This window comes from Geoglobus sp., from assembly GCF_054018175.1.
The window spans coordinates 1-11,468 of sequence record NZ_JBPLZQ010000052.1; the positions used below are offsets into that span (position 1 = coordinate 1).

General features: G+C 52.8%; 16 protein-coding genes and 2 pseudogenes. 12 read left to right on the forward strand and 6 right to left on the reverse strand.

Annotated elements, in window-relative coordinates; all coding sequences use genetic code 11:
- From ACXJJC_RS04085 to ACXJJC_RS04100, 4 genes and pseudogenes are all read left to right on the forward strand, one after another.
- Window positions 1-659, forward strand: a pseudogene (locus tag ACXJJC_RS04085) (hydantoinase/oxoprolinase family protein); the annotation flags it as partial.
- Window positions 656-1,744 carry a histone deacetylase family protein gene (locus tag ACXJJC_RS04090; RefSeq protein ID WP_456369558.1) on the forward strand — a complete coding sequence of 363 codons (1,089 nt, stop codon included), beginning with the start codon at window positions 656-658 and terminating at the stop codon, window positions 1,742-1,744. The pseudogene ACXJJC_RS04085 and the gene ACXJJC_RS04090, both read left to right, overlap by 4 nt.
- A gap of 134 nt (window positions 1,745-1,878) precedes the next feature.
- Window positions 1,879-2,937, forward strand: a complete 1,059-nt coding sequence (locus ACXJJC_RS04095) for a 4Fe-4S binding protein (RefSeq protein ID WP_456369559.1) — start codon at window positions 1,879-1,881, stop codon at window positions 2,935-2,937.
- Between the two features lie 28 nt (window positions 2,938-2,965).
- Window positions 2,966-3,232, forward strand: a complete 267-nt coding sequence (locus ACXJJC_RS04100) for a MoaD/ThiS family protein (RefSeq protein WP_456369560.1) — start codon at window positions 2,966-2,968, stop codon at window positions 3,230-3,232.
- Here the strand turns inward: ACXJJC_RS04100 and ACXJJC_RS04105 are convergent.
- Window positions 3,229-3,993, reverse strand: coding sequence for a PRK13768 family protein (locus ACXJJC_RS04105; RefSeq protein WP_456369561.1), 765 nt, complete (start codon window positions 3,991-3,993; stop codon window positions 3,229-3,231). The genes ACXJJC_RS04100 and ACXJJC_RS04105 overlap by 4 nt on opposite strands.
- Before the next feature lie 143 nt (window positions 3,994-4,136).
- Here ACXJJC_RS04105 and ACXJJC_RS04110 point away from each other — a divergent pair, with 143 nt between their 5' ends.
- From ACXJJC_RS04110 to ACXJJC_RS04135, 6 genes are read left to right on the forward strand one after another with little or no spacing between them, the layout of a single operon-like run.
- Window positions 4,137-4,529, forward strand: coding sequence for a DsrE/DsrF/DrsH-like family protein (locus ACXJJC_RS04110; RefSeq protein ID WP_456369562.1), 393 nt, complete (start codon window positions 4,137-4,139; stop codon window positions 4,527-4,529).
- 28 nt (window positions 4,530-4,557) lie between these two features.
- The gene (locus ACXJJC_RS04115; protein WP_456369563.1) at window positions 4,558-4,797 is read left to right on the forward strand and encodes a sulfurtransferase TusA family protein; all 240 of its coding nucleotides are present in this window, start codon (window positions 4,558-4,560) and stop codon (window positions 4,795-4,797) included.
- A gap of 25 nt (window positions 4,798-4,822) precedes the next feature.
- Window positions 4,823-5,962, forward strand: a complete 1,140-nt coding sequence (locus ACXJJC_RS04120; RefSeq protein ID WP_456369564.1) for an NAD(P)/FAD-dependent oxidoreductase — start codon at window positions 4,823-4,825, stop codon at window positions 5,960-5,962.
- Window positions 5,963-5,968: 6 nt separating this feature from the next.
- Window positions 5,969-6,382 (forward strand): helical membrane plugin domain-containing protein, encoded by a 414-nt coding sequence (locus ACXJJC_RS04125; protein WP_456369565.1) that lies wholly within the window; start codon window positions 5,969-5,971, stop codon window positions 6,380-6,382.
- 35 nt (window positions 6,383-6,417) lie between these two features.
- Window positions 6,418-6,849, forward strand: a complete 432-nt coding sequence (locus tag ACXJJC_RS04130; protein WP_456369566.1) for a hypothetical protein — start codon at window positions 6,418-6,420, stop codon at window positions 6,847-6,849.
- A complete protein-coding gene (locus tag ACXJJC_RS04135; protein WP_456369567.1) occupies window positions 6,816-7,343 on the forward strand; it encodes a PUA domain-containing protein in 528 nt (175 codons plus the stop codon). The genes ACXJJC_RS04130 and ACXJJC_RS04135 overlap by 34 nt, the downstream gene beginning before the upstream one ends.
- Here ACXJJC_RS04135 and ACXJJC_RS04140 read toward each other — a convergent pair.
- The 4 genes from ACXJJC_RS04140 to ACXJJC_RS04155 are packed head-to-tail and all read right to left on the reverse strand — an operon-like array spanning window position 7,340 to window position 9,835.
- A complete protein-coding gene (locus tag ACXJJC_RS04140) occupies window positions 7,340-8,338 on the reverse strand; it encodes an L-threonylcarbamoyladenylate synthase (protein ID WP_456369568.1) in 999 nt (332 codons plus the stop codon). The two genes, ACXJJC_RS04135 and ACXJJC_RS04140, sit on opposite strands and share 4 nt — an antisense overlap.
- 34 nt (window positions 8,339-8,372) lie before the next feature.
- Complete coding sequence (locus ACXJJC_RS04145) at window positions 8,373-8,720, reverse strand: Mth938-like domain-containing protein (protein WP_456369569.1); 348 nt, start codon at window positions 8,718-8,720, stop codon at window positions 8,373-8,375.
- A 3-nt stretch (window positions 8,721-8,723) separates the two neighbouring features.
- Window positions 8,724-9,113 carry a DUF473 domain-containing protein gene (locus ACXJJC_RS04150; protein WP_456369570.1) on the reverse strand — a complete coding sequence of 130 codons (390 nt, stop codon included), beginning with the start codon at window positions 9,111-9,113 and terminating at the stop codon, window positions 8,724-8,726.
- A 5-nt stretch (window positions 9,114-9,118) separates the two neighbouring features.
- Window positions 9,119-9,835 carry a proteasome assembly chaperone family protein gene (locus ACXJJC_RS04155; protein ID WP_456369571.1) on the reverse strand — a complete coding sequence of 239 codons (717 nt, stop codon included), beginning with the start codon at window positions 9,833-9,835 and terminating at the stop codon, window positions 9,119-9,121.
- A 50-nt stretch (window positions 9,836-9,885) separates the two neighbouring features.
- Here ACXJJC_RS04155 and ACXJJC_RS04160 point away from each other — a divergent pair, with 50 nt between their 5' ends.
- Window positions 9,886-10,191, forward strand: a complete 306-nt coding sequence (locus ACXJJC_RS04160) for a DUF5611 family protein (RefSeq protein WP_456369572.1) — start codon at window positions 9,886-9,888, stop codon at window positions 10,189-10,191.
- On the opposite strand, the gene ACXJJC_RS04165 is transcribed toward ACXJJC_RS04160, so the two are convergent.
- On the reverse strand, window positions 10,188-10,832 hold the full coding sequence (locus tag ACXJJC_RS04165) for a YIP1 family protein (RefSeq protein ID WP_456369573.1): 645 nt from the start codon (window positions 10,830-10,832) through the stop codon (window positions 10,188-10,190). The genes ACXJJC_RS04160 and ACXJJC_RS04165 overlap by 4 nt on opposite strands.
- Window positions 10,833-11,028: 196 nt before the next feature.
- Here ACXJJC_RS04165 and ACXJJC_RS04170 point away from each other — a divergent pair.
- A pseudogene (locus tag ACXJJC_RS04170) lies at window positions 11,029-11,468 on the forward strand (hypothetical protein); the annotation flags it as partial.

Here is an 11,468-nt window from a genome sequence, read left to right on the forward strand (position 1 = left end):
CCTACGGTGGTGACAGCCTTTGCGTGGGGGAGCTGAAGCCGTACCGTCTCGACAGACCGATGGCCTTTGGCGGTCGGCATCCAACACTAACGGACATGCTGAACGTCCTTGGTGAGAAGATCGGGAACCACGAGAGGTCTATGGGTTGTGCTGACCCGGGCACGGCTGAGAGGGTCGTAGACGAATTCGTTGACCGGATCGCGGAGATCGTTTCCGGCCTCGATCCCGACAGAGTCATCGGAACGGGATACCTCGCGAAGTTTCTGGTCCCGGAGATAGCTGAGAGGGCCGGCAAGAAGCCAGTCATCCCCGAGCACCACGAGTCCGCCAACGCCGTTGGAGTTGCGGTTTCGAGGATAAGCCTCACGCTCTACGCCAGGTTTGACACTGAAAGGAGAGTTGCGATATTCAATGGAGAAATCGATTCAGAGCAAATGGAGAGAATATCCGGGCATCCGGATGATGAGGAGCTCATTTCAATGGCAGTAGAAAGAGCGAGAGAGCTCGCGCTCAGGTACGGTGCAGACGAGAGGGACGTGAAGGACGTCGAACTGGTTTACTTCAACTCGTTCACGGTCGTGAGGAGTGGCATCAGGAGAGGGAAGATTGCCGATGTTGTTGTTCAGATCAAACCGGGTCTGTGTTGTGGTGCGCTATGAGGACCGGAATAGTTTACCATCCAAAGTACCTCGAGCACGAGCAGAGCCCCACCCACCCTGAGAGGAGGGAGAGGCTCGCTTACACGTTTGACCAGCTCATGGAAGAGGGAATATTCGACATGGACTCCATCGTGCTGCTCAATCCTGTTGAGGCGAGCATGGATGACGTGCTCGGGGTTCACACCCGTGAATACGTGGAGTTTCTCATGAGGGAAAGTGAAAAGGGTGGGATCATCGATTTCGACACAAGCATCCCACCCGGATTGTTCGACGTTGCTATGCTGGCTGCAGGTGGAGCAATAACCGCTGCGAGGGCAGTACTGGAAGGAGCGGTGGAAAATGCGTTCGCCATGATCCGCCCGCCGGGACACCACGCGAAGCCCTACACCGGAGCGGGATTCTGCTACCTCAACAACATGGCCATAATGGTCAGGTGGCTGCAGAAACAGGGCGTTGAGAGGATAGCGATTCTGGACTGGGACGCACACCACGGTGATGGAACCCAGGAGATCTTCTACGAGGACGACACGGTGCTCTTCATATCAACACACCAGATGCCACTCTACCCCGGGACGGGATTTCCTTATGAAGTTGGAAGGGGCAGGGGTGAGGGGTACACGATTAACATTCCACTTCCCCCGGGAACGTCTGACGAGGGGTACCTGTATGTCTTTGACAGCGTGATCGAGCCCGTGCTGAAGGAGTTTGAGCCGGATTTCATAGCCATATCTGCGGGCCAGGACAACCATTTCACCGACCCGATAACCGGACTCGCCCTGACGGCGAGGGGCTACGGGGATATCATGAGGAGAGCCGTGAACCTCGCAAACGAACTCTGCGGGGGAAGGCTCGTTGCTGTTCTCGAGGGAGGTTACAGCGTCGAACAGGCTCTTCCGTACACGAACCTCGCCATAATATCCGCAATGGCCGGGCTGGACATAAGCAATATAAGGGAGCCCGAGGAGTACATGGCCGAGCTGAAGTGGAGGAAGAAGAGCTATGCGATGCAGAAGTTAAGGGACAACGTGATGGAGGTAAGGAAGATTCACTCCCGGTACTGGGACTCACTGAGGCTGGACATCTGACACCTTCTGACGATTTTTCTTTCTGCAATTAACGATTTTAATTATAAATTGTTATCCGGCCAATTTGTATTTATTTGTTTGCAATTTTATGCAATATCGCAACTATTAAATAACATAGATTTCCCTGAAGAATCATGACAGTTTCGTTCAGGGCAGAGAACTGCGTTGGATGTGGATTATGTGAAATAACGTGCCCCAAATCGGCAATTAACGTTTACAAGACCGAGTACGGTTATCACGCTGAGATAGAGGGGTGTATTGACTGTGGAGTCTGCACGGTTTACTGTCAGTACGGTGCGCTGAGCCTTGACAGCTCTCCCTATCAGAAGATTCTGGACAGGCTGCACTACTCCAAGGTCGATGTTGATGGGTGCGTTTACTGCGGAATATGTGCCGAAAACTGCCCGAGAGATGCAATAACCGTTGATAAAAGGCTTGAGAAGGAGAAGGTCAGGAACGGATTCATAAGGATCAGCGAGGGCTGCATACAGTGCAGGAACTGTGTTATTTTCTGCCCAACCGATGCGGTCAGGCTAATCAGGGGTAAGCCGGAAATAGATGAGGCCAAGTGCATTTACTGCCAGATCTGTCAGTCCTCGTGCCCCAAGGACGTGATCGAAATCCACTGCGATTCGTGCAAGCTCACGATTGAGTACGCCGTTACGGGTGACATCGAGATATCCGACGCATGCTCTCTGTGCGGGAACTGCGAGAGCGTCTGTCAGTTTGACGCAATTCACGTCAACAGGCTGTTTGAGGGTGAGCACAGATTCGATGCCGGAAAGTGCCTCGGAGAGGAGTGCAGCATATGCATGAACATCTGTCCGAATTCGGCCATAAATTACGAGTATGGGGAGGGCAAGGTTGTTGTTTTCGGCGATTCGTGCAACTACTGTGGCAGCTGTGAGAAGCACTGTCCTGGAGGTGCGATAGAGGTCTCGAGGAGCGTTTCCGAAAGGTTCTCCGAAATTCACCTGCCCGGAAGGAGGAGGGCGTATCACGAATTCGCCGCGAGCGTTCGCGTTACGGATGCGTGCATCGGCTGCCACTTCTGCGAGGCGGTTTGCAAGATAGCCAAGGATGCTGAGATGTCGGCCATAAGGGGCGAGGTCGAGCTCGAAGGATGCACGGCATGCGGGCTCTGTGAGAGCGTCTGCCCGATGGATGCGATAACAATTGCAGAGAGATACTGATAAATAATTCCCACTTCACTGTTTTTTTATGGTGGTCATAGAGCTGTTTGCCACGCTCAGGGAGAGGTACGGAAAGAGGGTGGAGGTGGAAGCGAGGACGCTTGAGGAGGCAGTCAAAAAGGCGTGCGAGTTTTTCGGAAGGGAGTTTTACAGGGAGGTTTACGAGGAAGACGGCACGCTCAGGGAGGACAGGATAATCCTGGTTAACGGAAGGAATGTGAAGGACATGGAAGAAATTCCGGAGCTGAAGGATGGAGACAGGATAGCCATATTCCCGCCAATAGCGGGCGGCTAAAACCTGATGCTCTCCAGGTCTTCCCCGCCGTAGTATATGTCCTGAACTATCTCGTACACGTCGTCCATGCCCATTCCTGTTTTTGCCGAGACCGGAATCAGCGGTCTTATCAGCCCGGCCTCTCTAAGCAGGTGGAAGAGATCTCTCGAAAGCCCCCTCTCCCTCGACACGTCTGTGTACAGGGTGTCGGGATCGCTGCTCCAGGACAGTATCCTCTCCAGGTCGTGATCTGGAAGGATGTCCGACTTGCTCAGAACGGGAATCTGGGGAATGTTCAGCCTCATTACAGCTGAGGAGTACATGAACACCATCGATGTGAAGCCCGACGCTCTCTGAGATATGACGGGATCGAACAGAAATACTGAAACACAGTTCTCCCTGCCGAACGCCTGTATGAGTATCTCGCTGCTGCTCCTGAGTGTGAACAGCTCCATCTGGCCAGGGGTGTCGACGAGGACGTAGTCGGCACTGTAGAGGTCGAGTTCATCAACTATGTCGTCAGCCTTCGTCGCTATCAGGTCAGCGGAAACTATCTGCGCTCCGTTTGGCCCCACGCTGTACTTCTCCATGACGTCATCCACGGTGATCCACTCCCTCACGTCCACGTCAGGCTCGTAGGGCAGAAAATCGGCTCCCGGATCGAGGTTGACTATCGCGTGATCTATCTTCTTGAAGTCCAGGTAGTCGGAGAATGAACCTGTGAAGTATGACTTTCCGCTTCCGGCTGTACCGATTATGAAGACGAATATCTTATCCTCCATGGCTTTTTATTGCCTGCACCGATATTTAACTCGAACTGTCCATCATCATGTGTTCTTAGCGATTAATCATATGTTTTGAACGCGTTTTCAAAAACCGGGAAGATTTATATGGTTATAATCATAATGTTGTTTGAGGTGAGAGAATGGGCAAGCTGGCAATAGTTCTGGCAAGTGGTGAGCTCGAGAAAATTCAGGCCGCGAGCATAATTGCGAGCGTGGCCTCAACCCTCGGAAACGAGGTGATTGTTTTTGCGACAATGGACGGACTGATGGCGTTCAAGAAGGATGTCGTTGAGAAGAAGGCCTGGAAGACGGCAGGTGAGCTTGGAAAGGGTATGCTTGAAAGCGGAGCACCGCTCTTCATAGACACCTTCAGGCAGGCCAAGGAAGTAGGCAACCTGAAGATGTACGCATGCGGAATGATCATGGACATGCTGAAGCTGAAGATTGACGACTTCGTGGACATCTTCGACGACGTTGTTGGAGTTTCAGCGTTCCTCGGAATGGTTGAGGACGCGCAGGTGCTCTTCATCTGAATTTTTGTTTGGAAAGGAGGTGGTTGAAATGGAGGATGTAAAGGCTGACAGGGTCATAGACGCGAGGGGCAGCTACTGTCCTGGCCCGCTCATGGAGCTCATAAAGGCGATTAAAGAGGAGGACGTCGGCAAGGTCATAGAAGTGTGGTCGAGTGACGAAAGCTCGGCGAAGGACATTCCTGAGTGGGTGAAAAAGGCCGGGCATGAGCTGGTCGGCGTTTTTGAGGCCGATGGATACTGGAGAATCGTGGTCAAGAAGACCAAGTAAATCTTCAATTTTTTGAGGTGGTTTGATGAAAAGGGTAGTCATTCTGGGAGGGGGTGTTGCCGGAACTCTCACCGCCAACTACCTCGTACCCAAGATAAGGGACGAGATAAGGAACGGCAACGTGGAGGTCACGCTAATCACTGACAGACCGTACCAGATTTACGAACCTGGTTTTCTGTATCTGATCTTCAACAGACTCGGCGAGGATGAGCTGAAGAGAGACGTCAGGGAGCTTCTCGATCCGGCGGTTAACATTGTAATTGAAAGGGCCACGAAGATAGAGACAGAAAACAGCAGAGTGGTGACTGAGAACGGGGTTTACGACTACGACTACCTCGTAATTGCCACTGGTGCGAGAGTTGTGCCTGAAGAAATCCCGGGGCTGAAAGAGGGCGGTCACTGGTTCTACAACCTTGAGGGGGCGGTTAGACTCAGGGAAGCCCTCGCGAGGTTTGCAGGCGGAAAAATAGTTGTGAGTGTAATGGGAGTTCCGCACAAGTGTCCTGTTGCGCCGATGGAAGTGAGCTTCATACTGCACGACTTCCTGAAGAGGAGGAACCTGAGGGAGAAGAGCGAGATACTCTACACGTATCCGATTAACAAGATCTTCACGATGGACCCGGTTGTTGAGATGATTCAGCCGATGTTCGACGAGAGGGGTATACAGTACAAAACCTTCTTCAATCCTCTTGAGGTTGATGCGAAGAACAAGAAGGTCATCACGCTTGAGGGAGAGGAGGAGAGCTACGACCTGCTCATAGCCATTCCACCGCATAGAGGTGCGAAGGTGATCGAGGACTCCGGCCTCGGAGACAAGGGAGGCTGGGTGCCCACCGACAGGTACACTCTGAAGGTTGAGGGCCACGACAACATTTACGCTCTCGGAGATGCCACGAACCTGCCTGTTAGCAAGGCTGGCAGCGTTGCACACTTCCAGGCAGAAGTCGTGGCGGAAAACCTTGCGGCCGAGATTGAGGGCATCGAACCGACGGCGATGTTCAACGGAAAGGCGTTCTGCTTCATAGAGACGGGGTGGGAGGAGGCGACGTACATATGGTTTGACTACCACACGCCTCCCCAGCCGGTGCTTCCGAGCAAGTTCGTCCACTTCGTCAAGATGGCATACAACAAGGCGTACTGGCTTACTGCGAGAGGTCTGCTGTGAGGTGATATGATGGAGGACAGGGCTGAAAAAATTGTTGAGAAGCTTATGGAGAATCAGGACGCGATTGAGAGGCTCATTGACAAGATAATCCTGCTGGAAAAGACCGGGGCGATAGACACGCTCGCAGATCTCGCGTCGTTCATAAAGGTTGCAGAGGACACGCTCAGCGATGAGATCATAAAGAAAAACGCCGAGCTCGTGGCGAACCTCGGGCTGATATCGGCCAAGTTCACGAGTGACAATGCGCTCAGACTTATAGATGCCGTTGGAGACGCGATCTGCAGGTGTGATAAAGAGCCAGAGCCGGTGGGAGTCACTGGCCTGCTCAGAGCTCTCAACGATCCAGACGTCAAGTACGCGTTTGGCTTCCTGATAAACGTCGCAAAGGCCCTCGGGAGGTCTCTGAGGGAGAGAGCGTAACCTTTATTACTCCCTGAATTTATCACTATTTTTTGATGTACCCGTATCCGAAGGAGGTTGTTGCGGATATTTATGTCTCGAAGCTCGGCGGTTTCAGCGAGGAGATTGGTGAAAAGGAGATCGGAATAAACAACCGTGCAATAGAGATGAACACGTCTCTCATTGCAGACGAGTCAAGGATCAGGCTCAGGTTCTTTGGTTCGAGGGAGAAGCCGTACTTTCTGAAGAGGTCCTTCAGGGTTGTTGGTATAGGTGAGAACTCCGGGGCGTACTCCCTTTCCAGAATGGGTGAGGTCGTGCTCGGTAGAGAGCATCAGGAGGAGCTCAGGGACAGGGTTGGAAGTGCGGTTATGCTCAACGCTGTGGAATCCTTCAGAATAGACGGTGATTACTCCTCCATGAAAAAGGCCGTGCAGTCGATGCGTGAGTGGATATGGAAATCCGAGAGCTTGGGAAGAAGGAACTGAAGGTGCTGAAAAACGCCCTGAGGTTTTTTGGCTGTCAGGAGTACCTCAGTTCTCACATCTTTTTCGTGGTGGAAAGGGGCAGAAGGGAGCTCTACATGTGCACAAGAGATGCCTGGGATCTGAGGAATGTGATTAACCCGCAACACCTGGGGATGAAGGTTGGGGAGATCGGAAGCAGGCGTCTCAGGCTCACGATTGAAGGAGCTTCTCTTTTCGTAAGGAGCAGAAAACGGGTTTTCGTCAGCGATAAGGGGGAGATGCTCTTTCTCTACGGAAGGGATGTGTTCGCGTCCTCTGTAACTGATGTTGACAGTGATGTAAGGGAGAACGACGTGGTGTTTGTGGTTAACAGGTATGGCGACGTCCTCGGCATAGGAAGGTCGAGATTCGATGCCGTGAGAATTCTCGAGGCTGAGGACGACAGGGTGGTGGTGGAGAACCTTGTGGACAGGGGAGAGTACCTGAGGAAAGAGAGGCTGTACGAGGCTTATTAAACTCTGAAAACCCTCCCCGCTTTAGACAGCCTGTTCATGATGGCCATTCCAATTCCCTCTGGTTCGACCCCTTCCACAACTATCACGTCGCAGAGCCTGTCGAGAGCCCTCAGGGCGTCGAACATTCTTTCGGCGAACTCTTCGAGCGTGCTTCCGAGGTCGTACACGAGATCTGCTGCACCTTCGAACTCGCTGGCGTTCATCGCCGCTATTCCAACAGTCCTGCCCTGTTTCGCGAGTCTCTTCGCGAGCTTCCTAATCTCCTCCCTCCTTTCTCTGCCGGTTATCACGATCGTTTCCGCGTCCGGGGAGTAGTGCCTGTACTTCATTCCCGGGCTCCTCGCAACTTCGCTCCTCCCTGCCACCCTCACATCGAAGAACTCCTCAAGCATTTCCTTCGTGACGGCCCCCGGCCTGAGGATCTCTATTGGGTAAACCGTGGTGTCAACGACCGTGGACTCGAGCCCGACCTCCGTTCTTCCAGCGTCTATCACACACTCTACGGCGTCTCCTAAGTCCTCGAGTACGTGCTCCGCTTTTGTGGGGCTCGGCTTTCCGCTTTTGTTCGCCGATGGTGCAGCAACTGGGGTCTCTGAAAGCTCTATCAGCTTCAGGGCAACTCTGTGGGATGGCATTCTCACCGCAACAGTCTCGAGCCCCCCCGTTGTGGCGAGAGGTACGGTGTTTTTCCTCTCCATCACGAGGGTAAGCGGGCCTGGAAAGAACACCTCCATGAGCCTTTCTGCAACGCTGTTTGGCTTTGCAATCCTGTAGACTTCCTCAACGTCGGATACGTGGACAATCAGCGGGTTGTCTGCCGGCCTGCCCTTGGCCTTGAATATCCTCTTCACGGCGCTCTCGTTTAGAGCGTCGGCTCCGAGGCCGTAAACGGTCTCGGTTGGAAACGCGACCAGACCCCCACTCCTTATGATTTCAGCTGCCTCTGCAATCTCCTCATCGGCGAACCTTCTGGGGTCAACCCTTATCACTTTCACCGGAAGAACATGGAACTCCTGGACTAAAAAAGGTTTAGCAGGTGAGGTGTATTGCGAGAACCGCTCTCTTACCACTCCTTATCAGGCTCTCAAACACCTTCACTGCGGAAAAGCTGTCGTCCTCGATGACCTCGATGTTCCTGGACCTCAGGAACTCCTTCGCTCCCTCATCCACCACCATCCTGCCGTATGCTCCTTTTCCGAAAACCACTATCTCCGGCTCGAGCTGGAGGATCTTCTTCAGGTCTTCAACGACGACCCTGTGTCCCTCCCGCCTCCACCACCCCTCCTCAACACCATCAGCGTGGACTATCAGGTCTTCTCTGTACTCCCTCCCGTTTATGACAATCCTCCCGAACTCGTACTCCTCAACGGTTACCATCGTTCACCTCGCGAGGAAGTGGTCCACCTGTATCGCCTCACCCTCGACGGGGCTGAGTATGTCCTTCCTGAAGACCTGTATCAGCCGTCCCACCGCTCTCGGCCTCACCCTCAGCCTCACCACCGTCATCTCGCACTCCTCGATGTAGTCGTTTCGGGCATAGAGTGTTGAGTGGGAAACGACCTCCTTTCCCTCCACCTCGGCGATTATTCCCGTAACCCCTCTCCCGAGGTCGACGTTTTTTGCAGTGGTCACAAACACGCAGTCTCCGAGCTTCGCATTAAGGGCGGTTGCGACGTTTATCACGTTTCTCAGCTCAAGCGTCCTGAGGTTCCCCCTGAGGATCTCCTCTATAACCTGCCTCGATATGCCGGATATGACGTAACACCTCATGACCATCACCCGTACATCGGGTGGTATTCCTCCCTCGTCTCCTGCATCTGGGTCTGCTCTGCGAGTTTCTGCATCTGGGCCTCTATGAACTCAGCCTCCTTTATCAGCTTTTCAACGCTGATGTCCCAGCTGTATATCTTGTTGAGGGTGTTGATCACCTCCGCAGCAGCCCTCGGGTCGGGGTTGAACCCACCTGTCTCTCCGAGCAGTGCAAACGCCGGAAACTTCCTTGCGAAGCACTCGTTCATCAGGCTACCAGCTATACCGCTTATCGTGCCTGTCCTGAATACCTCCACGTGATCCCTTATCTCGTCGAGAATCTCCCTCGACGTTGCGGCTCCGAAAACACGTTTCTTGTCCTCGAACGTAGTTAGACCTGCGAGGGAGATTATTCTACTCGCGTTTATCGTTGCTGCCCAGTCGATTATGGCCGAGCTTAACTCGTAGGCTATTGACGGATGTATCGGAACATCGGAGTGAATCAGAACGAAACCCCTTTCGGCGCACTGGTAAATCCTGATGGGGGGCTGGATTATGCCCTCGTTCAGCGTGGCTATGGGGGGCAGGAGCCTCGACTCGACGACACCGATGGGCTCGAGTTTGAGTTCGACTATGAAGTGACCGCTGGCGATGGTGCCGACCAGTCCGATTCCCGGAAAGCTTGTGAGAATGACCGGACTTTCAATATCGATTTTTTCTGCGTATATTCTGGTTTCATCCATGAGGACAGATCTGGAAAAAACTATATTATACTTTTTGCCTTCCACTGGCTATGCGAGAGTACAGGTTCAAGAGAGGTTACAAGGCCACGCCGGAGAGACTCGAGGAGCTGATGGTCAAGTACTTTGGCAGCTTTGAGAAGGATGGGGATGTCTACATTGTGAGATACAAGGCGATTGAAGAGCTGAGGCTGTGGCTCGATGGCAAGAGGCTGAAGGCCGAGAGCAGAACGAACCCCAATGTCGACAGCGAGACCGCACTCGAAACGCTCAGAACCTACAACAGGTTCCTTGACGAGCTCACAGGATACACCGCAAAGGAAAGAAAAAAGCACATGATGAAAGAGGTAGAGGATTAGATCGCTCCGAAATTGCCCATGTTTGCGAGGTTGTTCAGGCTGTACAGCGTGTACGCGAGGTAAATCAGCGCGGGAACCGATGCGGAAATAACTGCCTTCCTGAACTCTATTTTTCTCACGACCTCCACTCCGTTGCTCCATATTGCAACATTCCACAGAAGTGCTGCGGTCGAGAGCACCGCGGAGGACAGCATCCTGTTCTGGTCGGTCATGAAAGCGAGGAAATCATGAAGGCTCGTGAACTGTCCGGCCTGGCCTAAGCTGTACAGGAAAATTGCCATCTGAATGTATGCCACGATGACCGAGGGGATCATGCCGTATCCAACGATCGTTGCGGTCTTCCTGAACTCACCCTCGCCTCCGAAGAATCCCGAAATCAGGTGGATCACGCCTGCGATGAGCAGAATCATGAGGAATGTGATGATGAATGTTGGAATTATCGAGAAAATGCCGAGCAGCGACAGAGCATCTCTGAACTGCTGGGCTTCTGGCGGGAGAAGTGGAGCGATGGTCTTCATCACGCTGTACTGGATCACCGACGATGGTATTGAGACGAATAGAGCCACAAGCACCGGGACTTTCCACCCAAAACTTTCAAGGTTTTCGAAGAATCTTTTTGGACTTGACAGGACTTCTAACATACGTCAGGATATGACTTTCGTAATATAAGTTTTTCTTCAGGATATGTGGGCCCTCTGAGCCACGGGACCTCATGCTTCTCAGTCCCGTCGGGTTCCCGGGGCCCCACATTCATTTGGTTTTCCTGTAAAAATAATTTTGCGAGTCGGCGACGGAAAAGTTTAATAGTGTTGATTATCATTATCATTTCGATAGGCCATGAAGCTGAAGCTCAACCTCAGGTTGCCGAGAATTGGGAGGGGTGAGGCGGAGACAGACACTGCAGAGGACTTTCTGGCCGAAGAAGTCCACGAGGTTACTGAAACCCCTGTGGAGAGGAACTTCGACGTAGTCGATGAGTACTGGATAGAAAAACCGTATTCAAAGATTCAGATCGTGTTCTATCCCGACACGGGGGATCACGAGTATCGAGTTGTTGAGCCGGTTCTTGACGATTATCTCTACTCCGTGTTTCACGTTCTCAGGCACTCCATAATCGAGTATCTCCAGCCCGAGGTGGAGGACAGATACGCACACCTCAGGGAAAACGCTCTCAGGCTCTTGAAGGAAATCGGACTCGATCTGACGGAGGAAGACTTCGAGAAGGTGTTCTACCATTTGAAGAACAGCCTGATAGAGTACGGCCCAATCACCCCCCT

Coding starts and splice junctions, on each gene's coding strand:
- ACXJJC_RS04090 (WP_456369558.1), top strand. CDS start 656: ATGAGGACCGGAATAGTTTACCATCCAAAGTACCTCGAGCACGAGCAG.
- ACXJJC_RS04095 (WP_456369559.1), top strand. CDS start 1,879: ATGACAGTTTCGTTCAGGGCAGAGAACTGCGTTGGATGTGGATTATGT.
- ACXJJC_RS04100 (WP_456369560.1), top strand. CDS start 2,966: ATGGTGGTCATAGAGCTGTTTGCCACGCTCAGGGAGAGGTACGGAAAG.
- ACXJJC_RS04105 (WP_456369561.1), bottom strand. CDS start 3,993: ATGGAGGATAAGATATTCGTCTTCATAATCGGTACAGCCGGAAGCGGA.
- ACXJJC_RS04110 (WP_456369562.1), top strand. CDS start 4,137: ATGGGCAAGCTGGCAATAGTTCTGGCAAGTGGTGAGCTCGAGAAAATT.
- ACXJJC_RS04115 (WP_456369563.1), top strand. CDS start 4,558: ATGGAGGATGTAAAGGCTGACAGGGTCATAGACGCGAGGGGCAGCTAC.
- ACXJJC_RS04120 (WP_456369564.1), top strand. CDS start 4,823: ATGAAAAGGGTAGTCATTCTGGGAGGGGGTGTTGCCGGAACTCTCACC.
- ACXJJC_RS04125 (WP_456369565.1), top strand. CDS start 5,969: ATGATGGAGGACAGGGCTGAAAAAATTGTTGAGAAGCTTATGGAGAAT.
- ACXJJC_RS04130 (WP_456369566.1), top strand. CDS start 6,418: ATGTACCCGTATCCGAAGGAGGTTGTTGCGGATATTTATGTCTCGAAG.
- ACXJJC_RS04135 (WP_456369567.1), top strand. CDS start 6,816: ATGGAAATCCGAGAGCTTGGGAAGAAGGAACTGAAGGTGCTGAAAAAC.
- ACXJJC_RS04145 (WP_456369569.1), bottom strand. CDS start 8,720: ATGGTAACCGTTGAGGAGTACGAGTTCGGGAGGATTGTCATAAACGGG.
- ACXJJC_RS04150 (WP_456369570.1), bottom strand. CDS start 9,113: ATGAGGTGTTACGTCATATCCGGCATATCGAGGCAGGTTATAGAGGAG.
- ACXJJC_RS04155 (WP_456369571.1), bottom strand. CDS start 9,835: ATGGATGAAACCAGAATATACGCAGAAAAAATCGATATTGAAAGTCCG.
- ACXJJC_RS04160 (WP_456369572.1), top strand. CDS start 9,886: ATGCGAGAGTACAGGTTCAAGAGAGGTTACAAGGCCACGCCGGAGAGA.
- ACXJJC_RS04165 (WP_456369573.1), bottom strand. CDS start 10,832: ATGTTAGAAGTCCTGTCAAGTCCAAAAAGATTCTTCGAAAACCTTGAA.